Source organism: Pseudomonas sp. NPDC088414 (genome assembly GCF_044753325.1).
Lineage (GTDB): Bacteria > Pseudomonadota > Gammaproteobacteria > Pseudomonadales > Pseudomonadaceae > Aquipseudomonas.
Genome location: NZ_JBIVMY010000033.1, coordinates 39150 through 64404, shown reverse-complemented (window position 1 = coordinate 64404; position 25255 = coordinate 39150). Strand labels below are relative to the sequence as shown.

Here is a 25255-nt window from a genome sequence, read left to right as displayed (position 1 = left end):
GTCCGTTCAACGGCTAGATTCTTCGGCGGCGGCGCATCACTTCCACTGCAGAAAGAGGTCGGCAATTATGCAGATTGCGAAAAAATTTTCAACCTGCTTTTATGATTGTTTTGCCCAAGGAGCACCCGATGGACTATCGCCAGCTAGGCCGTACCGACCTCAACGTGAGTGCAATCTGCCTCGGCACCATGACCTGGGGCGAGCAAAACACTGAAGCTGAAGCCTTCGCCCAGATCGAGCGGGCCAAAGAGGCCGGGATCAATTTCATCGACACCGCCGAGATGTACCCGGTGCCGCCGAAAGCCGAAACCTACGCCACCACCGAGCGCTACATCGGCAATTATTTCAAAAGCCGTGGTGATCGTGCCGAGTGGATCCTCGCCAGCAAGATCGCCGGCCCCGGCAACACCATCGACTACATCCGCGACAAAAACCTGCGCCATAACCGCCAGCACATCACCGCCGCAGTGGATGCCAGTCTCGAGCGCCTGCAGACCGATTACATCGACCTGTATCAATTGCACTGGCCGGAACGCAGCACCAACTTCTTCGGCCAACTGGGCTACAAACACAAGATCGAAGCCAACCTGACGCCGCTCGAAGACACCCTCGAAGCGCTCGACGAGCAAGTGAAGGCCGGCAAGATACGCCACATCGGTCTGTCCAACGAGACGCCATGGGGCACCATGCGTTTCCTCGCTCTGGCCGAAGCCCGTGGCTGGCCGCGTGCGGTGTCGATCCAGAACCCGTACAACCTGCTCAACCGCAGCTTTGAAATCGGCCTGGCGGAAATCGCCATCCGCGAACAGTGCGGCCTGCTCGCCTACTCGCCGCTGGCGTTCGGTTTCCTGTCCGGAAAGTACGAAGGTGGCGCTCGCCCACCGAAAGGTCGCCTGAGCCTCTACAGCCGCTTCAGCCGCTATTTCAACGCGCAATCGGAAGCCGCCTGCAGCCGTTACGTGGCGCTGGCCCGTGAACACGGTCTGGACCCGGCGCAAATGGCTTTGGCGTTCGTCACCCAGCAACCGTTCGTCACCAGCAACATCATTGGCGCGACGACACTTGCGCAACTGGACAGCAACATTGCCAGTTTTGATCTGAAACTTTCCGATGAAGTGCTGGCGGGGATCGAGGCGATTCACAAGGATCATCCGAACCCGGCGCCGTAAGTAAAAAGATCGCAGCCTTCGGCAGCTCCTACAGGGTTCACACCGATCCTGGGTTGGAGCTACCGCAGGCTGCGATCTTTTCAGCCTTTCACAGCGACCGCGCAATGATCTCCTTCATGATTTCATTGGTGCCGGCATAGATCCGCTGCACCCGCGCATCCGCCCACGCCCGGGCCACCGGGTATTCCCACATAAAGCCGTAACCGCCATGCAACTGCACGCACTCGTCGAGCACTTTGCATTGCAGGTCAGTGCCCCAGTATTTGGCCATCGCCGCCGTCGGCACATCCAGCTTGCCTTGCAGATGCAGTTCCAGGCACTTGTCGACAAAGACCCGGCCGATCTGAATTTCCGTGGCCATTTCCGCCAGTTTGAAACGGGTGTTCTGGAAGTCGGCAATCGCCTTGCCGAACGCCTTGCGATCACGGGTGTAATCCAGCGTCCACTTCAGCGCAGCTTCGGCTGAGGCCAGACCACCAATCGCCACCGTGAGACGTTCCTGCGGCAATTCCTGCATCAGGTAGGCAAACCCTGCCCCGGCCTGACCCAGCAGGTTTTCCTTGGGAACGCGCACGTCCTGGAAGAATAATTCCGACGTGTCCTGGGCCTTCATTCCGACCTTCTCCAGGCGTTTGCCCTTCTCGAAACCCGGCGTATTCGCTTCCACCACAAACAGGCTGGTGCCCTTGGCGCCGGCCTTTGGGTCGGTCTTGGCGACCACGATCACCAAATCAGCGAGGAAGCCGTTGGTGATGAAGGTCTTGGAGCCGTTGATCACGTACTCATCGCCGTCCAGCACTGCGGTGGTCTTGACTCCTTGCAGGTCGGAGCCGGCACCCGGCTCGGTCATGGCAATCGCGCTGACCATCTCGCCCGAGACCAGTTTTGGCAGGTATTTGTGCTTAAGCGCTTCGCTGCCGTAATGCAGGATGTATGGCGCGACGATGTCCGAATGCAGCGAGAAACCGATACCGGTCAGCCCCAGGCGACCGACCTCTTCGATCACCACGGCGCTGTACAGAAAGTCCGCGCCCAGGCCGCCGTATTCTTCCGGCAGGTGCGAGCAAAGCATCCCCGCCTCCCCTGCCTTGTTCCACAGCTTGCGGTCGATGTGGCCTTGTTTCTCCCATTGCGCATGGAACGGCACGGCCTCTTTTTCGAGGAAGGTTCGTACGCTGTCGCGGAACAATTCGTGCTCGGAGCTGAACAAGGTTCTGGGGATCATGCGGCACCTTTCATTCTTGTTGGAGGGATATGACCTTCAGAGACTAAGCCTCACCTCCGACACAGGACACTGGACACATCCGACAAAAAATAAGACGATCCAGCCGTCTGGTGACCACTTTCCCTTATAAAAACAAAACAAAAGTTGAATTATGTCCAAGCAAGTCTCCACGCCCTTGCGGCGCGTCAGCATCCTGGCAATCGACCGGGTTTTCGCATCCACTCTCATGCAGGCCAAGGACTTTTTCCATCTGGCCAGCCTGCGTTACGGCAAACAACTGGGCCACGGCCTGACACCGGCGTTCGAAACCCGCCTGGTCAGCCCCGACGGCAAACCGGTGAACAGCTTCAGTGACGTGATGATGCCGGTGGACGGTGGCCTGGAAAACGCCGACGTCATCATCCTCCCGGCGTTCTGGGACGATTTCGAAACCCTGTGCGGCCGTTATCCACAGATCCTGCCGTGGCTGCGCGAGCAGCACGCACGCGGTGCCGTGCTCTGCGGCGAAGCCACCGGGGTGTTCTGGCTGGCCGAGGCTGGCCTGCTCAATGGCAAGGAAGCGACCACCTACTGGCGCTTCTTCAATGCCTTCGCCGAGCGCTTCCCCAAGGTGTACCTCAATCAGGACAAGCACCTGACCGACGCCGACAACCTGTATTGCGCCGGCGGCACCACTTCAGCCTGCGACCTCTATATCTACCTGATCGAACGCTTCTGCGGCGCCAACGTGGCGCAAGCCGTGGCCCGCGACATTCTGTATGAAGTGCAGCGCAGTTATTCGCCGGGACGTATCGGTTTCGGCGGGCAGAAGTTGCACCAGGACGTGATCATCCTGCAGATCCAGCACTGGCTCGAAGAGCATTTCGCCGACAAGTTCCGCTTTGAAGACGTGGCCCGCGAGCACGGCATGAGCATCCGCAACTTCATGCGCCGCTTCCAGACCGCGACTGGCGACAAGCCGCTGCACTACCTGCAACGCCTGCGCATCGAGACCGCCAAGGGCTTGCTGTCCGGCAGCCGCAAGAGCATCAAGACCATCAGTTATGAGGTCGGTTATGACGATGCGAGTTTCTTTGCGCGGCTGTTCCGCCAGCACACGGAGCTGTCGCCGAACCAGTATCGGCAGCAGTTTCAGCAGGCTGCGTAGACCTCTGAGCAAATACAAATCCTGTGGGAGCTGGCTTGCCAGCGATGGCGTCGTGTCAGGTGATATCTATTTCTCTGACAAACCGCTATCGCTGGCAAGCCAGCTCCCACAGGGATTGCAGTGCATTAGAGATTTTCTTCCACGCATAAGAAAGGGCCTGCAATCGCAGGCCCTTTTTTGTACGCCGAATCGGTTTAAGGCTTGTGCGCCCGCGACAGGAATTCGTGGGATTGCATCTCCAGCAGACGGCTGAGCGTACGCTGGAATTCGAACGTCAGGCGTCCGCCGGTGTACAGGTCTTTCAGCTCCACTTCGGCAGAAATGATCAGCTTGACGTTACGGTCGTAGAACTCGTCGACCATGTTGATGAAGCGCCGGGCGATGTCGTCGGTGGTGACGCTCATCTGCTCGACGCCGCTGAGCAGCACGGCGTGGAAGATCTTGCCCAGCTCGATGTAATCGTTCTGGCTGCGCGGGCCGTCGCACAGTTCGCGGAAGTCGAACCAGGCCACGTCGTCGCAGGTGCGCAGCGCACGGATTTCGCGGTTTTCGATGATCAGCACGTCATTCTCGACCGCTGCGGTGCATTCCGGTGTCAGTGCCTTGAAGCTCTTGCGCAGGCTTTCGTGCGCGGCTTCGTCCAGCGGGTAGTGGAACAGCTCCGCTTGTTCGAGGTGGCGCAGACGGTAGTCGACGCCGCTGTCGACGTTGACGATTTCGGTGTTTTGCTTGATCAGCGCAATGGCCGGCAGGAAGCGCGCACGTTGCAGGCCGTCCTTGTACAGGCCGTCCGGAACGATGTTCGAGGTCGCGACCAGGGTCACGCCGTTCTTGAACAGCTCTTCCATCAGCGTGCCGAGGATCATGGCATCGGTGATGTCCGAAACGAAGAATTCATCGAAGCAGATCACTCGCGACTCGGCCGCAAAGCGCTTGGCGATGATGGTCAGCGGGTTTTTCTCGCCGCCGAGGGTTTTCATCTCTTCGTGCACACGCTTCATGAAGCGGTGGAAGTGAGTGCGGGTCTTTTCCTTGAACGGCAGCGCTTCGAAGAAGGTGTCGACCAGGTAAGTCTTGCCGCGACCCACGCCGCCCCAGAAGTACAGGCCCTTGACCGGCGCCTGATCCTTCTTGCCAAACAGCTTGCCCAGCAAACCCGGCTTGTTCTGCTCGGCCGCGATCAGATCGTCGTACAGGCGCTGCAGATGACGCACGGCAGTTTCCTGCGCGGCGTCATGGAAGAAGTCCGGGCGTTTCAGATCAGCTTGGTATCGTTCTAGGGGCGTCATAATTCGTTAGCAAGGCAACAAAAACGGGCCGTCACTGTAGCGACGGCCCGTAGGAATGGCAATCAGCCCTTGGTCGGGCCGCGCCGCAGATTAGTCCTGAACCGGGGTCAGTGCAACGCGCAGAGCTTCGGCAGCCGCGTCCCGCGCAGCAGCATCGGCGAATGCCGGGCTGTCGCCAACGCACTCGCCTTCCAGCCACACGCTGAAGCTCAGGTCTTGATTGCGGATGTCCAGCGCCTGACCGGCTTGCAGTTGCTTGGTCACCTGGCCGGCGGTTTTGCCGTCGGCAAAGTTGCGCGACAGCAGCAGTTGCTCGCCATCGGCCGCCAGCAGACGGAAGCGGAAACTGCCGTCGTCTTCACGGAAGCTGACGAAGCGTGCAGCTTTCGCGGCTTTCTTCTTGGTGGTCGCCGCCACTTGCACCTGATTGACGAACGAACGCAGGCCGACCGCTTCACGCAGTTCATTGAGGAACGGCGTCGCCACCGCACGGGCCTTTTTCGCGCCGTGCTGCAGGATGTCTTCCAGATCCGCCGGGCGCTCGATCAACTGGTGATAACGCTCGCGGGACTCGCCCAATTCGTTGTCGAGCAACTGGAACAGACGATTCTTCGCCTCGCCCCAGCCCAGACCGCCGAGCAGTTCGCTGCGGAATTCGTCAGCCTGTGCCGGCGTGGCGAACGCCTGGAACAGAGTGAACAGGTGCGAGTTGTCCGGATCTTTCGCCTCACCCGGCGCCTTGGAGTCGGTGACGATCCGCGAGATCGCGTCCTTCATCTCTTTGGCGCTGGAGAACAGCGGGATGGTGTTGTCGTAGCTCTTCGACATCTTGCGCCCGTCGAGGCCTGGCAACGTCGCCACACTTTCCTCGATCAGCGCTTCGGGCATGGTGAAGAACTCTTTGCCCTGGCCGAACAGGTGGTTGAAGCGCTGACCGATGTCACGGGCCATTTCCACGTGCTGGATCTGGTCGCGGCCGACCGGCACCTTGTGCGCGTTGAACATCAGGATGTCTGCCGCCATCAGCACCGGGTAGCTGTAGAGACCCATGGTGATCCCGGCATCCGGGTCTTCACCGCTCTCGACGTTCTTGTCCACCGAGGCCTTGTAGGCATGCGCCCGATTGAGCAGGCCCTTGGCGGCGACGCAGGTCAGCAGCCAGGTCAGCTCCGGGATTTCCGGGATGTCGGACTGGCGATAGAAGGTCACACGGTCGACATCGAGGCCACCGGCCAGCCAGGTCGCGGCGATTTCCAGACGCGAGCGCTGGATGCGCAGCGGGTCATCGCATTTGATCAGGGCGTGGTAGTCGGCCAGGAAGTAGAACGAGTCGGCATTGCTGTCGCGGCTGGCGAGGATCGCCGGGCGGATGGCGCCGGCGTAGTTGCCCAGGTGCGGCGTGCCGGTGGTGGTGATGCCGGTGAGGATACGGGTACGGTTCGTCATGGGTAATCGCTTGTCAGACTGCAATCAATTCGAGAGACGCGGCAGGATCAGATCCTTGAGATCGGTCAGCTTGCCATGAAAAAAGTGTCCGCATTCTGCCACTTTCAGCAGCTCATGGGGGCGCTGGAGTTGTTCCGACCAGTCGTAGACCAACTGCGGATCGATCACTTCGTCGGTTTCTGGCTGGATCACGGTCAGCTCGCCGTGCTGTGGCAGTTGATCCTGATCACCCAGACGCATCACCGCCGGCGCGACCATGAACAGGTGCTTCGACTGCACGCCTTGGGCTTCGAGACGACCGCCGAGACTTGCTGCAACAAATCCGCCGAAGGAGAAACCGAACAGGGTCAGCGGCAGATCCGGGTGTTTTTCCCGCAGCCATGCGGCGGCGGCCTGAGCATCGTCGACTTCACCGCTGCCCATGTCGTGGGAGCCTTCGCTGGCACCGACGCCGCGATAGTTGAAGCGCAAGGTAATCAGGCCGGCGTCGCGCGCGGTGCGCTGCAGGGTCGAGACGACCTTGTTGAGCATGGTGCCGCCCTGCACCGGGTTCGGATGGCAGATCAGTGCGATGCCGACTGGCTGCTCGTTATCGAGGTACAGCGCTTCGATTTGGCCGACTGGGCCATCAATCACTACAGGGGTTTCACGCATCAGCAAGGAAGGAACTCCGTGACCTCGAATCGGGTCGACTCGTCTAGCAAATTGTCTGTGCCAATCTATTGCGAGTGAATCGCGGTATACAGCGCAGGTTCGAGCCGTTAACGTAAAGCAAAGCCGTTTATAGAGGAAGGACTCGTGGAACACTCGCTCTTAGTTTGGTTGTTACCGACTCTTGCCCTGGTTGTGGGTGTCGCCATTGGATTCCTGATCGCTCGCGTCGCACCGAATGCCGCGCCGAGCCGCACGCAGCGTCAACTGGATGATATCCAGGAGCGTTTCGACAGCTATCAAAACGAGGTGGTCACCCACTTCAACAGCACCGCGATGCTGGTCAAGAAGCTGACCCAGAGCTATCAGGAAGTGCAGGATCATCTCGCCGAGGGCGCCAACCGCCTGGCCCTGGACGAGCAGACCCGCCAACGCCTGATCGCCGCTTTGCACGCCGATGCCGCGCAGGCACCGCGCGAACGTCTGACGCCGCCGCGTGATCAGGAGCCGCCGCGTGACTACGCGCCAAAAGCCCCGAACTCGCCGGGCATGCTCGATGAGCATTATGGTTTGAAGAAGTAATCAGCTTAGCGCCCAACAAAAAGCCCCCGGACAATTCGCTTGTCCGGGGGCTTTTTTTGCCTGTCGAGCTTCTGTTGCCTGTCCCGATAACCCTGTAGGAGCTGCCGAGTGAAACGAGGCTGCGATCTTTTGATCTTGTTGTTGGAAGCTGAAGATCAAAAGATCGCAGCGTGCCGCAGCTCCTACAGGGCGCAAAAAAAATGCCCGATCACCAGGACCGGGCATTTCTTCATTCAGGCAGTCGCTTACGGATACTGCTGAACCGTACCCGGCTGTTGCTGCTGACCACCATACTGCTGGCCCGGAATCGCCTTCAGGTTGACTTCAACACGGCGGTTCTGCGCACGGCCATTGACGTCACCGTTGCTGGCAATCGGGTTATCCGGGCCGGCGCCACGGGCCGAGAGGTTGGCACCGCTGACACCTTGCGAGGTCAGGTAGGTCGCCACGCTCTGCGCACGACGCTGAGACAGGTCCATGTTGTGCTGGCGGCTGCCGGTGCTGTCGGTGTAGCCGACGATTTCGATCTGGTTCTGGTTGAACTCTTTCAACGAGTTCGCCAGGTTGTTCAGCGGCTGGTAGAAGCTTGGGGCGATGTTCGCCGAATCGGTGGCGAAGGTGATGTTGCCCGGCATGATCAGTTTGATCTGATCGCCCTGACGCTGCACTTCAACCCCGGTGTTGGCCATGCTGGCGCGCAGTTTTTTCTCTTGCTGGTCAGCGTAGTAACCGTAACCGGCGGCCGATGCACCGACCACCGCCGCGCCGATCAGGGCGCCCTTGCCACGGTTGTTGTGGTCGATGGCGGCACCCGCCAAAGCACCGGCCAAAGCACCGAGACCACCGTACTTGGCGGTCTTGCTCACACCGCCGCCGTCGGCCTGGCCCTGGTTGTCATACGGGTTGGGCGAGGCGCAGCCGGCCAACATGGCTACAGCAGTAGCAACAATAATCAAACGAGGCGTGGTGAACATGAAGAGCTCCTGATTTTCGCATTCTGTGTGGCAGCGGCCCTAGGCAATAGACCTGTGCGGGCGTTGGATCATGACAATGCCGAAAAATTCCGCCGCACACTCGTGACAAAATGTTTAGGCGCGCACGAACGGGTTTTCGCGCATTTCATCCCCAAGACGCGTGTCCGGACCATGCCCGGCAACCACGATTGCGTCTTCGTCGAGCGTGTACAGCCGCTGCTTGATCGATCGCACGATGGTCGCCTGATCGCCGCCCCACAAATCCGTGCGCCCTACGCCGCGACGAAACAACGTGTCGCCGGCAATCAACAGCTTAGCCTCGGAAAACCAAAAGCTCATGGAACCGGGTGTATGTCCCGGCGTATGCAGCGCCACGCCGCAGCCGCAAGCCAGTTCTTCATCGTCGCTCAACCAGCGATCCGGCGACGGTACCGGGGTGTAAGGCACGCCGAACATCTGGCATTGCATCTCGAGGTTGTCCCACAGGAACTGGTCTTCCTTGTGCAGGTGCAGGGTCGCGCCGGTTTTCTCTTTCATCTGCCCGGAGGCGAGGAAGTGATCGAGATGCGCGTGGGTGTGGATGATGCTGACCACTTTCAGGCCGTGAGCATCGAGGCGCGCCATGATCAGGTCAGGATTGCCGCCCGGGTCGACGACGATGGCTTTTTTAGTGAGCGGGTCGCCGATGATCGTGCAGTTGCACTGGAGCGGGCCGACGGGGAAAGTTTCGCGGATGAGCGTAGAGCTGAAAGCAGTCATGAAAAATCCTGGACGAACGGTCGTGAGGCTTATTTCAGAATTCTACTGCACATGCCGATACAGATCGCCCGGTCAGTTATTTGACGCCATCAATCCGAAAAAATGATGGCCCAATGATGTCAAATGTATTGTTTCTGGTGCAAAATCGCATTTTTTTGTAGCGGTCGCATTCAGGAAGGGCCGCAGCGCACTCAGGAAATCCCGCATGCCAACGCCCAGTTCTTTCTCTCCATCCCTCCCGTCTTCACTGACCGGCGTCGCTGTCGTCGACAGTCTCCTGTCCGGCACTTACTGGTTAGGTTCGAACTGGACCCCGGGTGGACCGACCAATCTGAGCTATAGCTTCATGGCGCCGAATACCTCGTACTTCGTCACCAACTACAGCCCTGATAACGAATACAACGCACTGTATGCCCTGACTGTGGGCCAACAAAATGCCGCGATCGCTGCGCTGGGTGCGTGGAGCGCGGTCGCCAACATCAACTTCACGCTGACCAGCGACAACCTCACAAACGTGGGTGACTTGCGCTTCGGCGCCTATCGGTTGATGGATGACAAGACCGCCGCCTGGGCCTATTTCCCTGCCAACAGCCCGGTAGCCGGCGACGTGTGGATCGGTCCGCAGACCAATGATCCCAATCCATCCAAAGGCACTTACGACTACCTGACATTCGTGCATGAAATTGGTCATGCGCTGGGTCTCAAACACCCATTCGATACCAGCAACACAAACAAGACCCTGCTCGACCCGAAACTGGACGATGTCCATCTCACGGTCATGAGCTACAACAGCAACTATTCCTATCAGCCAACGACACCTATGGTGCTCGACATCTTGGCGATCCAGAGCCTTTATGGTGCCAATACTGCCTGGCAGACCGGGGACAACGTCTACAAGTGGGCGCCGGATCAGTCAATTTTCGAAACGATCTGGGATGCCGGCGGAAACGACACGATCGATGCCAGCAACCAGCTCGCCTCCGTCAGCATCAATCTCAACGAAGGCGCTTACAGCAGCATTGGCAAAGCCTTCGTCGATTTCACGTCCCAAACCGCGATCAACGATGGGCTGGCCATCGCTTATGGCGCCAAGATAGAAAATGCCATCGGTTCGAACTTCAATGATGTGCTGATTGGCAATGCCCTGAATAACGTACTCAACGGCGCCGGCGGCATTGACACCATGGCCGGTGGTGCAGGCAACGACACGTACATCCTCGACAATGCCGCGGAGCTGGCGTTGATCTACGAGGATACCGATCCGGGTCGCGACCTGCTGACAATTACCTATGCTGCCGGGCCCCTTACCAACGTCGTCGATCTGAACCAGGCAAACCTGGTCAACGTAGAAAGCGTTCGGATCACTGGCGCCGGCGCCTTCGCCCTGCAGGGCAACGCACTGGACAACAAGCTGTTCGGCAATACCGGCAATGACTGGCTTGACGGTGGCGCCGGTGCCGACACTCTTACCGGCGGTGCCGGTGACGACACATACGTGGTCGACAACTATGGCGATGTCGTCGTCGAACTCGCTGGCGAAGGCCGCGACAAGGTCATGACCACGCTCACCTACGGTCTTGGCGCGAATATCGAAGATGGCCAATTGATGGGTAACGCCGCCCTCAACCTGAGCGGCAACGAACTCGACAACGTGCTGATCGGCAATGCCGGCAATAACATCCTCAATGGTGGCGCCGGTGTCGACACCATGATCGGCGGCGCCGGCAATGACACTTACAACCTGGATCAGGCGGCTGAGCTCGCTCTCGTGCAAGAAGGTAATGATCCGGGCCGCGATCTGCTGCTGATCAACTACGCCGCTGGCCCTTCGACCAACGTCGTCGATCTGAATCAGGCAAACCTGATCAACGTGGAAAGCGTGAGGATCAACGGTGAGGGTGCGTTCTCCCTGCTGGGCAACGCTCTCGACAACAAACTGTTCGGCAATGCCGGCAATGACTGGATCGACGGAGGTGGCGGCGTCGACACCCTCACTGGCGGTGCCGGCGATGACACCTATGTGGTGGACAACTACGGCGACATCGTTGTCGAACTTGCTGGTGAAGGTCGCGACAAAGTCATGGCCTCGATCAACTACACTCTGGGCGCCAACATTGAAGACGGGCAACTGCTGGGTGATGCCGCACTCAACCTGACCGGTAATGATCTCGATAACGTGCTGATCGGCAACACCGGCAATAACATTCTCAATGGCGGAGCCGGCGTCGACACCATGATCGGTGGCGCTGGTAACGACACCTACAACCTGGATCAGGCTGCCGAGCTGGCGCTCGTGCAAGAAGACAACGATCCGGGCCGCGATCTGTTGAATATCTACTACGACGCCATGCAAAACAGCGTGGTCGATCTGAACCAGAGCAATCTGGTGAATTTTGAAAGCGTTCGCATCAATAGCTCGGGCGCCTTTACCCTGTTGGGCAACGCACTGGACAACAAATTGTTCGGCAATGCCCAGGCCAACTATCTGGATGGCGGTGCCGGGAGCGACACCCTCACTGGTGGCGCAGGCGATGACACTTACGTGGTCGACAACATCGCAGATGTCGTCGTCGAGCTGGCGGGCGAAGGCTATGACAAGGTCAAATCCTCAATCAGCTACACGCTGGGTGCCAACCTCGAGGAAGGTCAACTGCTGGGCAGCGCCGCAATCAACTTGACCGGCAACGAGCTGAACAACGTGCTGACCGGTAACGACGGCAACAACACCCTCATCGGTGGTGCAGGCAATGACACGCTCAATGGCGGAGCCGGCATCGACACCATGATCGGTGGCAGCGGCAATGACACCTATATCCTCGATCAAGCGGAAGAACTGGCACTGATCCAGGAAGCGGACGAGACCGGTCGGGACCTGCTGGACATCCAGTACAACGCGGCCCAGAACGCCGTGGTCAATCTCTCCCAGAGTAACCTGCAATACGTCGAGAGCGTGCGCCTTACCGGTGCGGGCGCGTTTACCGTGACCGGCAATGCCCTGGACAACAAACTGTTCGGCAACGCCGATGCCAACGTTCTGGACGGCGGCGCAGGCGTCGACACCCTGACGGGGGGCGCCGGTGATGACATCTACGTGATCGACAACATCGGTGACACCATCGTCGAGCTGGCGGACGAAGGTCGAGACCAGGTCAAATCATGGATCAGCTACACCTTGGGGGCCAACCTCGAAGACGCGCAACTGCTCGGCAGTGCAGCGCTCAACCTGACGGGCAACGCACTGGATAACGTGCTGATCGGCAACGATGGCGACAACATTCTCAATGGTGGGGCCGGCATCGACACCATGATCGGTGGTGCGGGCAATGACTCCTACTTCCTTGATGATTCCTCGGAGCTGTCGCGAATCCAGGAAAATGTCGATGGCGGGCGAGACCTGCTGACAATCGAATATTCGACTGACAGAAACAGCAGCGTGATCAACCTCAACGTGTCCAATCTGCAAAATGTGGAAAGTGTGCGGGTCTTGGGTGCCGGAGCATTCTGGGTGATGGGTAACGCCCTGGACAACAAACTGTTCGGCAATGCCTACGACAACACCCTGGACGGCGGGGCCGGCAACGATGTGCTGGACGGCGGTGCCGGTGCCGACAGAATGAGCGGTGGCACTGGCGATGACATTTACATTGTCGACAACGTCAACGACACCATTCAGGAAACCCCGTGGGATGGTCACGATCTGATCAAGACCTCCGTGAGTTACACACTGTCCTACAGTGTCGAAGACGGCCTGTTGTTGGGAAGTGAAGCGCTCAATCTGACCGGCAACGATCTGGACAACGTGTTGACCGGCAACAGCGGCAACAACGTGCTGGATGGTGGCACCGGCATCGACACCATGATCGGCGGCGCGGGTAATGACACCTACATTCTGGATCAGGCTGCCGAGCTCGCCTTGATCCAGGAAGGTAATGATCCTGGCCGCGACTTGTTGAGCATTCAGTACAACGCGAAACAGAACAGTGTGGTCGATCTGAACCTGAGCAATCTGCTGAACGTGGAAAGCGTACGGATCAACGGCACTGGCGGTTTCAGTGTGCTCGGCAACGGCCAGGACAACAAATTGTTCGGCAACGCCGATGCCAACTATCTGAGTGGCGGTGCAGGCAATGACCAGCTCGATGGCGGGGCCGGCAATGACATTCTGCTCGGCGGCGGCGGCAAGGACACCCTGATCGGTGGCGCCGGCAGCGATCAGTTTGTCTTCAGCAACTTGAACGAAGTGGGAACCGGAAGCCTGAGTGACGTCATCAATGACTTCAACAGTCTGCAGGGCGACAAGATCGACCTGAGAATGTTTGACGCCAACCTGTTGCAAGACGGCATCAACGCGTTCTCCTTCATCGGTGCAGCCGATTTCACTGGCGCAGGCCAACTGCGCTTCGTCGACCACGTGCTGTCCGGTAACGTCAGCGGCAACGCCGGTGCGGACTTCGAGATCCAGCTGGTGGGTGTGAACAGCTTCAGCGCCAACGATCTGGTGGCCTGATACAACGGCTACCCGACCTGCTCGCAGGTCGGGACACCCACAAAAAGCCCCGATCATTCGGGGCTTTTTTGTGGGTGCCGATAAGCCGTAGCGTTAGGTCAAAACCCCCAGTTCCTTGGCCCGCGCCACCGCCTGCGTACGCCGCTCAACGCCCAGCTTGCTGTTGATATGGCTGGCATGGGTTTTCACCGTGTGCAGCGAAATGAACAATTGCTCGCTGATCTCCTGATTCGAACAGCCCTGGGCAATCAAACGCAGCACCGCCAGTTCGCGGCTGCTGAGTTGTTCGGCTGCGATGGACTCAATCACCGGACGAGTAGCCACCAGCGGAAAATGCGCCAACAACTGCTGCCCTGCCAACGCCGGTGAGGCGTGCAATTGGCTGCGCAACCAGTCCGGATATTCTCTGATCAGTGCGTCAAACGGCTGTATCACACCGCCAGCCGCCGCTTCCAGCGCCTGGCCCAACGCCTTGCGCGCTTCCGGTTCGCGGCCAGCGCCCAGCAACAAGGCGACCTTCTGCGCCAGCGCCATTACACACAGCAACTGTCGACCGGTTTGCTGACCGTTTTCCAGCAGCACATTCAACCGCCCTTCGGCGAGCATCGGCTGTCCCTGAATCACATCGAGCAGCGCTTGCTGCAGTTCGACATGCAATGGCAACTGTGGATGAAACTCCGGCGGCGCCGCTGCTCGCTCGCCGGTATAGGTCTGGCCCAGACGCGCCAGCCAGGCCTCGGCCAGATCGGTTCGGCCCTGCGCCAGCCACAGCTCGCATTTGACCAGGGTGATCATTGCCAGGTAGTAGATCGGCGGCACGTCCCAGATATGCATCAGGCGCTCGGCTTCAGCGAGTTCGGCAAAGGCCTTGGCAAACTCGCCTGAGCTGCCGTCCAGACGAGCGATCACGCAGTGGCCGATCAACACACTGATATCGCGACAGGCCCGCGCTTCGGCCACACCGCTCAGCAATCGAGCCCGGGCCTGCTGTGGTTGCAGGCGCATGGACAACAGAAAACCTTCGTACAACGTCAGCCGCGCACGCACCGCGTACAGACGTTGCGCCGACAACCCGCGCAGACGATCAAGGCCCTGATGCACCTCATCCAGTGCCCGCAGAATCTCGCCACGGGCCTGCAACACCCGCGCCCGGTCGTAATGCGCCAAGGCTTCGAACAACGGATTGCCAACCCGCTGCGCCAGCTCGAGGGACTCACGGTTCAAGCCCCGGGCGCGCCACAGGTCGCCATCGGCAATCGCCAGATTGGATAACGTGGACAGGCACATCAGCCGCTGCCCATAACGTTTCACCGGCAGGCTTTCCAGCGCTTCGCTGCAATAGCGCTGAGTCAATTCACGCTGACCACGCCCACGGGCGATGATCCCGCTGAGCGCCAGCCATTGTGCAAGCATCGACTTCTGCGCAGAGGCCGAAGGCGCCGGCAGAAAGCGACTTAAATGACTGGCCAGCTCCTCAGCGGCATCCAGCTGACAGGCCAGCCCCAGCGCCCAGCTATAGAGCACGATCAAGCGCGGCGTACTGATCAGCAGGCTGTCGGGCAGGTCCATCTTCCAACGCAGCAACATGCCGACGTTCTGCTCGGCGAGCAGTTGTTCCTCAGACAGGTTCTGCACCAGATTCGCCGCCACATCCAGATGGCCGGCACGCAGCGCCTGCTCGACCGCTTCATCGATAAGGCCCTGCGCATTGAACCAGCGGCAGGCACGCAGGTGCAGTGTGGCGGCGGGCACTATCGCCCGAGCGATGGGCCGGCTGCGCAGCAGATCGGAAAACAGATGGTGATAGCGATACCAGTGACCGTGCTCGTCCAGCGGCACCAGGAACACTTGATGCGCCAACAGAAACCGCAGGATTTCGCCACTGTCGTGGGCTTCACGTACCGCGTCGCACAGCTCGCTGCAAAAGCGCTCCTGAGGGGCGGTGTCGTAGAGAAATGCCTGCACCTCGGCGGGCAGGCAATCGATGACTTCTTCGAGCAGGTAGTCGCGAATCAGCCCTTCCCCGCCGTTCAGCGCTTGCGGCAATGCGGCTTCGTTGCCGGCTTCGGATGCCGCCAGCAACCAGAAACGCAGCCCGGCCACCCAACCTTCGCTGCGCTGAATCAGGTTTTCCAGCGCTTCGCCACGCAGCGACGTGCTATGCCGATCAAGCAGGGTCAGGGCTTCGTCATGGGTCAGGCGCAGATCCTGTTCATGCAGTTCCAGCAGTTGCCGCGACAGGCGCAGGCGCGCCAGATGCCAGTCCGGGCGCTGCCGACTGGTGACCATGACCAGCAAGCCATCGGGCAGATGATTGAGGAAAAACTGCAGGCAACGGTCGAGTACCGGGCCCTGGGCGAGATGGTAATCGTCGAGCACCAGCAACAGCGGCGCCGTCGGTTGCAGTTGCAGGGCCAACTCATCGAGCAAGCCGTCGAGCCACTCTTCGAAGGCAAAGGGCTGATGGCGCTGGCGCATCTTCAGCAGGCCAAGCGCGCGACTGCCCAGATCCGGAAAGTAATCCTGCAGCCCTTCCAGCAACCGCTCGAGAAAGCGCCCCGGATCGTTATCCCGTGGGCTCAATCCCAGCCACAGGCTTTGCCAGTGCGCCGGCAGGCTCTGACAGAACTCCACCGCGAGCGAACTCTTGCCGAACCCGGCAGGCGCACAGACCAGCAACAGACGTCCACCGAGCCCGGCGCTCAGGCGTTCACACAGACGCGGTCGCAAAACGTAACCGTCGGGCAGTGGCGGGCGAAAAAAACGCCCGTCCAGTGTCGCGACGGCAGCGCTTGCAGGATCCGGAAGCGGGGACAGATCAGTCATGGCCGGCTCTTGTTTGAATGGCTGTTGGCGGCGTAGCAGATGTCCGCAGCCTAGCCTTAAACGTAGCGGTTATGAAGGTTGCTGCTACAAATGGCTACAAAAAGGTCACGAGCCGTTAAGCGCAACCTTGTAGGCGCTGCCGCAGGCTGCGATCTTTCAGGATCAAAAGATCGCAGCCTGCGGCAGCTCCTGCAAAATCAAAGCAAAAAAAAGCCCCGAACCAGTCGGGGCGTTTTTTCGAGGATGCGGCCTCGGGTCAAAGCTTAGCGGATACCGTCCTGGCCCAGGTTGCCCGGCTGGAATTCGCTCTTGGTGGCAGAGAAACCGAAGTCATAGGCCTGTTTCTCTTCGTTCTTCATGCCCAGCGCCAGGTAGCGGCCCGATTGCAGGTCGTACAGGGCTTCCAGCGCGTACCACGGTACTTGCTTGTCGTAGTAGTCCTCGGCGTGCGCCTCGGCCACACGCCACAGCTGACCGCGACCGTCGTAGTGGTCGATGACCGCTGCCTGCCAGGTGTCTTCGTCGATGTAGAAGTCACGTTTGGCATAGATATGGCGCTGACCCGGTTTCAGGGTGGCGACCACGTGCCAGACACGACGCAGCTCGTAACGGGTCAGGTCCTGGTTGATATGGCCGGCCTTGATGATGTCGGCGTACTTGAGGGTCGGCGAGTCGATCTTGTAGCTGTTGGAGGCAATGTACATCTCCTTCTTGCCTTCGAGCTTCCAGTCGTAGCGATCCGGCGCACCGTTGTACATGTCGAGGTTGTCGGAGGTACGCAGACCGTCCGCCGCAGTGCCCGGACCGTCATACGATACTTGCGGTGCCTGACGCACACGACGCTGACCAGTGGCGTAAACCCAGGCCTTGCGCGGCTCCTTCACCTGGTCGAGGGTTTCGTGCACCAGCAGTACGGTACCGGCCAGACGTGCCGGCGCAGTCACTTTCTGCTTGAAGTAGAACAGGATGTTGCCCGGGTTGGCCGGGTCGTAGTCCTTCATCTTGTCGCGGAACACGAACTGGTCCTGGAAATACACCAGGCTGAACGAGCCGTTGGTTTGCGGCGTCGCCTGGGTCACCAGACGGGTCACGCTGCCACCGCGATAGCGGGTGATGTGGTTCCAGATCACCTCCAGACCGCTTTTCGGAATCGGGAACGGCACGGCGGTATCGAAGTTTTCCAGACCGTTGCCGCCCGCCACGAGATTGGTGGTGGTGGCGTTTTTCTTGATCGCGGCGAACACGTCATCCGGCACGGTCGAGCCGCGATGGGACGGGTAAACCGGAATCTTGAAGGTGTCCGGGTAGCGCTTGAACATCGCGTACTGGCCCGGTGCAAGCTTGTCCTTGTACTGCTCGACGTTCTGCGCGGTGATGGTGAACAGCGGCTTTTCACTGCCGAACGGATCGGACAGGAAGCCCTTGCTGTCGACCGTGCCGGCATTTTTCGGCAGCGGTTTCCAGGCCGGGATCGAACCGTCGGCGTTGCCGGCCATTTCGGCGCCCATCGGGGTCAGGCTTTTGCCCAGCTTGTCGGCTTCGGCGGCGGGAACGGCCGCCATGACGCTGGTCGCCAGCAGCGACAAGCCCAGAACACCCGCGTGGAACAGACTCTTTGTTATTTTCATATGTGTGTTCGTCCTGAAAAAACTGTGCTTAGAAGTTCACGCCGACGCTCAAGGCCACGAAGTCACGATCGTCCACGGTCGTGTAGTCGCCGCCAAAGAAGTTGGTGTAGGCCAGGCTCGCGGTGTAGGTGTTCTGGTATTCGGCATCGAGACCGAGGCTGATGGCCTTGCGACCTTCCTCGAAGTTGCCGCCAGGACCTGGCGAGTAACCTTTCACGTCATGCGACCAGGCCACGTTCGGCTTGAGGTTCACACCGGCGAACACGTCGCTGTAGTCCCAGATGGCCCGAGCGCGATAGCCCCATGAGGTGGCCGTGGTGAAACCGTCGTTGTTGCAGTTGCTGGAAACGTTATCGCGCGAAGCCCCTGGACCGGCACCGTTGACGGTGGAGTTGTTGAGGATCTGCGAGCAGGTATTGAGACCACCCGTGGCAGGCAGCTCACCCGGGCCGAACACCGGGTCGCGGCCGTAACGGGCTTCGGATTTGCTTTCCAGGCCACCGACGTGGGTCACACCGACCTCACCCACCAGGGTCAGACGGTTGGCGCCCATCACCTGATCGAAGAAGTGCGTCAGGGTGGTTTGCAGTTGGGTGATTTCCTTGCGGTTGTAGCCGTGCAGATCCTGGCCCGGCACGCCGTTGAGAATCGACGCGTTGGTCAACGCGCCACCCAGCGGACGTACGCCGGCGAACAGAATGTCGGTGGAGTTCAACTGCACCGGCGCATTCGGCCGGTAGCTGACTTCACCGCTCCACGCCGTACCGGTAGGCAGGGTGGTGGAGAAGCTCAGACCGTACAGGCGAATATCTTCAGGGTATTCGATGAAGTAGTTCGAGTTGCCTGCGACGACCAGTGGCCCCAGCGCCTGGAACGGCCCCGGCAAAGCTGCCACGCCGTTATAGATACGTTGTGGCGCACCGGTGGCGCTGAAGATCGGCGCACGGCTGTGGTAGTTCATGAAGTAGGCACCGAACTCGGTGGCCAGCGGGTCGAACATGTACTTGGCGGAAACGCCCCACTGGCCGCTGTCGCGGGCGTTGCGGTTCGGCGAACGGCGCACCAGCACGCCCTCTTCGTTGACATCCACGCCGGCGGCGGCCAACGGCCCGAGCGCAATGCCCGGAATGGTCGAACGCTTGTTCAGGACCCGCAGGTTGTCATCGCAACCGGTGGTGACGATGTCCGGCTGCGAGAAGAACGTGCCGCAGTTGTCGGTCACGGTCTTCTGCCAGTCGATCTGGTAGAAACCTTCGGCCGAGAGGTTTTCGGTGATGCTCTGGGACACATAGAACATGTTGACCGGAATCAGGCCTTCCTTGATTTCGGCACCCGGACGGCGGAACGCAGACACGTCGATCGGGTTGATCGAGTTGATGCCGCCACCGATGAAGGTACTTTCACCCCAGTTCACCACCTGCTTGCCCAGACGCACCGAACCCGGCTCATCGGCGATCGAGTAGTTGTGGTAAACGAAGGCGTCGAGGATCTGCCCGCCGGAGGAGCGCGCCGCGACGTCGCGGTTGTGGTTGCTGACGTCTTTGTATTCCAGGTCCTGATTCTGCAGCGCGAAGTCGTACCAGTATTTGCCCCGGACGAAGACCCCGGTGTCGCCGTATTTCAATTCGAGATCATGGATGCCCTTGAAGATCTTCGAGAACGCTTGCCCGCTCTTGAAGTTCAGGTGGCCGTTATCGGAGGTCTGGGACAGGCCCTTGCCGCCGTTGTTGACACCAATAAGGTCCTTGTTCGGCTGCTGAGTCGAGATACTCATGCCCAGGGAGAGCGAGGAGTCGAACTGACCTTCGATTTCACCGACGTTGAAACTGACGCCGAATGCGGGCCCGGCGAGCGTAGAGGCAAGACTGACGGCCAGAGGCAGTTTAGCCCGGCGCCAGAACTGGTTTACTGATGTCATCGACGCTACTCCATGTGCATTATTGTTATGGCAGTGAGTACTTTTAAAAACGCCTGGAAGACCGGGAGCCAATAGCCGCCCGACGTCACTCCAAAGTTGCATCGCCCCTGTTCGTGCGTGTGCCCCGTTCTTAAAAATCCTTGAGCGGACTATAGCCAGCAGGGGGTACTGCTTGATCCCTCTAAAGTGTGATTTGCAGCTGCCGGCCACTCTGGAACAGTCCTTTCGCCAGTCCGACACATGTCGGCACGGCAAGGATGGCTGAATTTTTCGATTTAACAAGCCAAGCGCTTGCTTGGTGGGTCTGGCGCGCCGGTTTCGGCGCGCCAGCGGACACTCAAAGTGTCGAGAGGAAGGTGCTGTTGTTGGCCTGCCATTCGGTGATGTCGAGGCGGATGCGCTTCTTGTCGAGCTTGCCGACACTGGTCTTGGGAATTTCCGTAACAAGGGCGATCTGGCTCGGAATCGCCCACTTGCTCAGGTGCCCCAGTTCCACGAACGGCTTGAGGTGTTCCTTGAGTTCGCGCGCGCCGATCGCGTGCCCTTCACGGATCACCAGCAGCGCAAACGGCCGCTCGCCCCACTGCGGATCGGCGATGCCCACCACTGCTACTTCGCGTACCGCCGCGTGGCGGCTGATCAGGTCTTCGAGATCCAGCGAGGAGATCCACTCACCGCCAGTCTTGATCACGTCCTTGATGCGGTCGCGGATGTCGATCACGCCCATGCTGTCGAGCGTTGCCACATCGCCGGTGTGCAGCCAGCCGCCGGCCCAGAGCTCGGCGCCCTTCTGCGGCTCGTTGAAATAACCTTCGGTGAGCCATGGCGCGCGCAGCACCAGTTCGCCCTGGGTTTCGCCATCGGCGGGCAGGAAGTTGCCGTCGCCATCGACGATCGCCGCTTCCACCAGCGGCCCCGGCACACCGGCCTTGATCCGGTAAGTGGTGCGTTCGTCTTCGGTGCCGGCCATCAACTCGTCGTTGAGGTGGGCGCAGGAAACCAGTGGCCCGGTTTCCGACATGCCGTACGCCGCCGTCAGCTGAATACCCCGGGCCTTGGCGGTTTCGTACAGCGTGCGGTTCAGCGCACTGCCACCGATGACGATCTTCCAGCCGCCGAAATCGGTGCCCTGCGCGCCTTTGGCGTTGAGCAGCATCTGCAGGATGGTCGGCACGCAGTGGGAGAACGTGACCTTCTCCTTGCGCCACAACTCGACGAGGAATTCAGGGTCGTAACGCCCCGGATAAACCTGTTTGAGCCCAAGCATGGTCGCCACGTACGGCAGGCCCCAGGCATGCACATGGAACATCGGGGTGATCGGCATGTACACGTCGTTGGTACCGAGCAGGCGCACGCTGTCGATGGCGCCCATGATCGTCGACACACCCATGGTGTGCAGCACCAGTTGCCGATGGGTGAAGTACACGCCTTTCGGGTTGCCGGTGGTGCCCGTGGTGTAGAAGGTGGTAGCAACCGAGTTTTCGTCGAAATCCTGGAAGTCGTAGTGCGGACTCGCGGCGGCCAGCAGTTGCTCGTACTCGCCGACCAGGTTCGGCAGCTCGGCGGTCTTCTCCGGCAGATCGGTCAGCAGCAGGGTTTTCTCCACCGTGGTCAGGTGCGGCGCAATGGCCTGATACAACCCGACGAACTCGCTGTTGACCAGCACGAAGCGGTCCTCGGCGTGGTTCATGGTGTAGAGGATCTGTTCCGGCGACAGACGCACGTTGATGGTGTGGATCACCGCGCCGATCATCGGAATGGCAAACATGCATTCGAGGTAGCGATGACTGTCCCAGTCCATCACCGCCACGGTGTCACCCGCCTTCACCCCGGCCGCCGTCAATACGTTGGCCAGCCGCGCAACCCGCTCGATCAGGGTCGGATAGCTGTAGCGCAACTGGTCTCGGTAGATGATCTCGCGGGTTTTCTCGTAACGGGCGCCGGACATCAGCAGCCGTTTGATCAGCAATGGATACTGGTAGGCCCCATCGGCCGGGGGAATGACGCGAGTCTGCAACATATGAATCCCTTTTCTGGCTGCACGGTGTTGGCGTAGAGAGCGTTACTCTAGAGCCGTTATACCCCAGTCAAATCAGCCGAAGGAATGATTTGCACAGCCGTACAAATGCTAGCTTTGCGCCAGCATTTGCCGGTATTCAGCGCGGATCAGGCGGTTTGCCCTACAGCCGCTTCGGAAGGTGTGCGTGGGAAAACCAGCGCCGCGAGGAAGGTCAACGCGCCAAAACCTGCCAGCACCAGATAAAGCCCAACAAAACCGTGGCGCGGTTCAAGGTAGGCAATCAGCGGAATCGCTGTCGCACTGGCGCCGAACGACAGACAGTAACGCAGGGCGAAGACCCGCGATTGCCACTGCGGCGCAACGAAATTGGCGACCATCGAGTCGTTCACCGTGACCTGGCCGAACACCACGAACATGAACGCCGCACCGAGCACGATCACTGTCCAGCCATCGACATACGCCATGGCGTACAACAGCGGTGCCTGACACAGCGTCAACAGCAGAAACGGCCATTTCAGACTGACCCGGTGCAATACCTGACCGATGCTCAACTGCGCCACTGCACCGAAGGCATACGCCAGGCTGACCACCACGCCGAGGGTTTGCGGCGACGCGAACAGGTCATGCAGACGCTCCTGAAACAGCTTCGGATAGGTCATGGTGGTGGCGTTGAACACCACGCCACCGGTGGCCGTCGCCAGCGCCAGCACGCCGAATACCATGAACATTGAGATCCGCTGCCCGGCTGCGCCTTTGAGCGCAGTATGCGGACGCTGCGGAATTGGCTCCTCGCGCACCTGCAAGACAAAGCCGATGCCCAGCAAAATCGCCACCATCCCCGGTAACACGAAAGCCGAACGCCAGCCGAACTGCGCCACCAGCAAACCGGTGATCAGCGCTGAAAACGCCACGCCGAGGTTGCCCCACATGCCATTGATGCCGATCTCCCGCCCGCGATTCTGCGCGTAGGTCACCAGCATCGCGGTGCCCACCGGGTGGTAGATTGCGGCGAAAATTCCGATCAGGGTCAGCCCGATCACCAGCATCGTCGGGCTGCTGCTCAGCCCGGTGAGGATCGCCGAGACGCCGATACCGAAGAAAAACACCAGCATCATCTGCCGCCGGCTCCAGTGATCGCCCAGCCAGCCGGCCGGTAGCGAACACGCGCCAAAGGCAATGAAGCCGCCCAGCGACAGGCCGATCAGCGCGGCGTAGTCGAGGCCAAAGGCTTGGGTCATGCCGAGCACGGCGGCGGGGAAAATCAGCATGAACATGTGATCGATCACATGGGCAGCGTTGACGTAGCGGATGACTTTTCGGGATTGGTTCATGGCGGCACGCTTGCGTTTGTTATGGGTGGATTGTTGTCAGCGGCTTTATGCTAAGTTGGCGAAAAAGCGCATACCTGCCAACCAGGTCATCGAATCCGACATGTTGATCAGCCACTTCGAACACGGCCCGGTAAGTGCCTATCCCCGGGACTATCTGGACGGCGCGCACCAGCCGCTGCACCTGCACCGCGAGGCGCAGTTGCTGTATGCCGTCAGAGGGATCATGCGGGTGGTCACCGATCTCGGTGCCTGGGTGATTCCGCCGAGCCGCGCGGTATGGATTCCGCCGCAAGTCGCGCACGAGATTTTCATGTCTGGCGATGTGCAGATGCGCTCGCTGTTCATCGCCCCCGAGCTTTCGCCGGCCAGCCTCCAGCAGTGTTGCGTGCTGGCAGTAACGCCGCTGTTGCGCGAGTTGATCCTGCGCGCCGTGCAGGGGCCGCCGCATGCGGACAATCCACTGATCCAGCAGTTGATGCTGGAGGAACTGGCCAGTCTGGAAAACCTGCCGCTGCACATCCCGATGCCGACCGACCGGCGCCTGCAGAACATCTGTCTGGCGTTGCTGCACACACCGGATCATCCCAATACCCTGGAAGACTGGGCGCAGCAGGTCGGCGCCAGCTCACGCACTCTGGCGCGGCTGTTCCAGCGACAACTGAAGATGAGTTTCAACGCCTGGCGCCAGCAACTGCGCCTGATGGAAGCCCTGCCGCGCCTGCTCGCCGGGGACAGCGTGCAAAGCGTGGCGCGGGACCTGGGTTACGGTAGCGCGCGGGCGTTCAGCGCGATGTTTCGCCGTTTGCTCGGGGACAACCCCCGCGACTACCTGAATAATCTGAGCAAACTCAGCCAACTCGTGTAGGAATTCCCCATCTCCCTGTGGGAGCGAGCTTGCTCGCGAAAGCAATCTTCCAGTCACCTGTGATATCGACTGATCCGACGCCTTCGCGAGCAAGCTCGCTCCCACAGTTTTGATCGGGTTTCAGCTCTTAGTGCATCTCGGTAAACGCGATTTTCACGCCGAGAGCGATCAGCACCGCGCCCATGGTGCGGTCGAACCAGTGGCCCATGCGGGCAAAACCGGCACGTACACGTTGCTGACTGAACAGCATCGCCACCAGACAGAACCAGAAAGCGGTCGCAACGGCCAGGTAAACCCCGTAACCCGCCTGCACCGCCAGTGGCGTGTGCGGGTTGATCACCACGGTGAACAGCGACAGGAAGAACAGCGTGGCTTTCGGGTTCAGGCCGTTGGTGACGAAACCAGAAGTGAAGGCGCCGCGCGCGGTGCGCACACCGGCTTCCTTGTGCAGGTCATCGGTAACGGTTTTCGCCGGCTGCGCGCGCAAGGCCTTGAAGCCGATGTACAACAGATACGCGGCGGCAGCCCATTTCAAGGCGTTGAACAGCACGATCGATTGCGAAACGATCAGGCCGATGCCCAGCAGCGAATAACCCACGTGCAGGAAAATCGCCGTGCCCACGCCCAGCGCGGTCCAGGTGCCGGCGCGACGACCATGGGTCACACTCTCGCGCACCACCACGGCAAAGTCCGGGCCGGGGCTGGCCACGGCCAGCAGGTGGATCAGGGCAACGGTCAAGAATTCGGTCCAGTACATGGGGGCTCCTCTTTAATGAGTAAAAACAATTCATCAACTGGCTCAAACCCTGTGGCGAGGGAGCTTGCTCCCGCTCGGCTGCGCAGCAGCCGTAATCTGAAACACCGGTGTGCCTGACACAGTACGGTGAATGGGTTTGGGTCTGCTTCGTAGCCCAGCGG

At 60.0% G+C, this 25255-nt stretch carries 17 protein-coding genes; 5 read left to right on the top strand and 12 right to left on the bottom strand.

Annotated elements, in window-relative coordinates; translation table 11 throughout:
• The first annotated feature begins 128 nt into the window (after positions 1-128).
• Positions 129-1169 carry an NADP(H)-dependent aldo-keto reductase gene (locus tag ACIP8I_RS22560; protein WP_400764068.1) on the top strand — a complete coding sequence of 347 codons (1041 nt, stop codon included), beginning with the start codon at positions 129-131 and terminating at the stop codon, positions 1167-1169.
• 88 nt (positions 1170-1257) lie between these two features.
• Here ACIP8I_RS22560 and ACIP8I_RS22555 read toward each other — a convergent pair whose 3' ends face one another.
• Positions 1258-2394, bottom strand: coding sequence for an acyl-CoA dehydrogenase family protein (locus ACIP8I_RS22555; RefSeq protein WP_003228064.1), 1137 nt, complete (start codon positions 2392-2394; stop codon positions 1258-1260).
• Positions 2395-2644: 250 nt separating this feature from the next.
• Between ACIP8I_RS22555 and ACIP8I_RS22550 the strand changes: the two genes are divergently transcribed.
• Positions 2645-3541: a GlxA family transcriptional regulator gene (locus ACIP8I_RS22550; protein ID WP_171061848.1), complete on the top strand. Its 897-nt coding sequence runs from the start codon at positions 2645-2647 to the stop codon at positions 3539-3541.
• A gap of 194 nt (positions 3542-3735) precedes the next feature.
• Here ACIP8I_RS22550 and zapE read toward each other — a convergent pair whose 3' ends face one another.
• From zapE to ACIP8I_RS22535, 3 genes are all read right to left on the bottom strand, one after another.
• Positions 3736-4830: a cell division protein ZapE gene (gene zapE, locus ACIP8I_RS22545; RefSeq protein ID WP_123587820.1), complete on the bottom strand. Its 1095-nt coding sequence runs from the start codon at positions 4828-4830 to the stop codon at positions 3736-3738.
• A gap of 90 nt (positions 4831-4920) precedes the next feature.
• Positions 4921-6276: a tryptophan--tRNA ligase gene (locus ACIP8I_RS22540; RefSeq protein WP_400764064.1), complete on the bottom strand. Its 1356-nt coding sequence runs from the start codon at positions 6274-6276 to the stop codon at positions 4921-4923.
• A gap of 24 nt (positions 6277-6300) precedes the next feature.
• The gene (locus ACIP8I_RS22535) at positions 6301-6930 is read right to left on the bottom strand and encodes an alpha/beta hydrolase (protein WP_400764063.1); all 630 of its coding nucleotides are present in this window, start codon (positions 6928-6930) and stop codon (positions 6301-6303) included.
• 144 nt (positions 6931-7074) lie between these two features.
• Between ACIP8I_RS22535 and ACIP8I_RS22530 the strand changes: the two genes are divergently transcribed.
• Positions 7075-7509, top strand: coding sequence for a YhcB family protein (locus ACIP8I_RS22530; protein ID WP_007961596.1), 435 nt, complete (start codon positions 7075-7077; stop codon positions 7507-7509).
• A 245-nt stretch (positions 7510-7754) separates the two neighbouring features.
• Here the strand turns inward: ACIP8I_RS22530 and ACIP8I_RS22525 are convergent, their stop codons facing one another.
• The gene (locus tag ACIP8I_RS22525; RefSeq protein WP_108590184.1) at positions 7755-8483 is read right to left on the bottom strand and encodes an OmpA family protein; all 729 of its coding nucleotides are present in this window, start codon (positions 8481-8483) and stop codon (positions 7755-7757) included.
• Between the two features lie 114 nt (positions 8484-8597).
• A complete protein-coding gene (locus ACIP8I_RS22520) occupies positions 8598-9242 on the bottom strand; it encodes an MBL fold metallo-hydrolase (protein ID WP_367085683.1) in 645 nt (214 codons plus the stop codon).
• A 205-nt stretch (positions 9243-9447) separates the two neighbouring features.
• Between ACIP8I_RS22520 and ACIP8I_RS22515 the strand changes: the two genes are divergently transcribed.
• Positions 9448-13749, top strand: a complete 4302-nt coding sequence (locus ACIP8I_RS22515; protein ID WP_400764058.1) for a M10 family metallopeptidase C-terminal domain-containing protein — start codon at positions 9448-9450, stop codon at positions 13747-13749.
• Between the two features lie 93 nt (positions 13750-13842).
• Here the strand turns inward: ACIP8I_RS22515 and ACIP8I_RS22510 are convergent, their stop codons facing one another.
• The 5 genes from ACIP8I_RS22510 to ACIP8I_RS22490 all read right to left on the bottom strand — a co-directional run bounded on the left by ACIP8I_RS22510 (position 13843) and on the right by ACIP8I_RS22490 (position 23472).
• Entirely contained in the window at positions 13843-16575 is a 2733-nt protein-coding gene (locus ACIP8I_RS22510; RefSeq protein WP_400764056.1) for a LuxR C-terminal-related transcriptional regulator, read from the bottom strand.
• A gap of 263 nt (positions 16576-16838) precedes the next feature.
• Complete coding sequence (locus tag ACIP8I_RS22505) at positions 16839-18203, bottom strand: DUF1329 domain-containing protein (RefSeq protein WP_007961831.1); 1365 nt, start codon at positions 18201-18203, stop codon at positions 16839-16841.
• Positions 18204-18231: 28 nt separating this feature from the next.
• Positions 18232-20121, bottom strand: a complete 1890-nt coding sequence (locus tag ACIP8I_RS22500; protein ID WP_007961832.1) for a DUF1302 domain-containing protein — start codon at positions 20119-20121, stop codon at positions 18232-18234.
• 337 nt (positions 20122-20458) lie between these two features.
• Positions 20459-22141: a fatty acid--CoA ligase gene (locus tag ACIP8I_RS22495; RefSeq protein ID WP_007961833.1), complete on the bottom strand. Its 1683-nt coding sequence runs from the start codon at positions 22139-22141 to the stop codon at positions 20459-20461.
• A 146-nt stretch (positions 22142-22287) separates the two neighbouring features.
• Positions 22288-23472, bottom strand: coding sequence for an MFS transporter (locus ACIP8I_RS22490; protein ID WP_400764052.1), 1185 nt, complete (start codon positions 23470-23472; stop codon positions 22288-22290).
• 100 nt (positions 23473-23572) lie between these two features.
• Here ACIP8I_RS22490 and ACIP8I_RS22485 point away from each other — a divergent pair, with 100 nt between their 5' ends.
• A complete protein-coding gene (locus ACIP8I_RS22485; protein ID WP_367085688.1) occupies positions 23573-24337 on the top strand; it encodes a helix-turn-helix transcriptional regulator in 765 nt (254 codons plus the stop codon).
• Positions 24338-24464: 127 nt separating this feature from the next.
• On the opposite strand, the gene ACIP8I_RS22480 is transcribed toward ACIP8I_RS22485, so the two are convergent.
• Positions 24465-25094 (bottom strand): LysE family translocator, encoded by a 630-nt coding sequence (locus tag ACIP8I_RS22480; RefSeq protein WP_027612203.1) that lies wholly within the window; start codon positions 25092-25094, stop codon positions 24465-24467.
• Positions 25095-25255 lie beyond the last annotated feature (161 nt).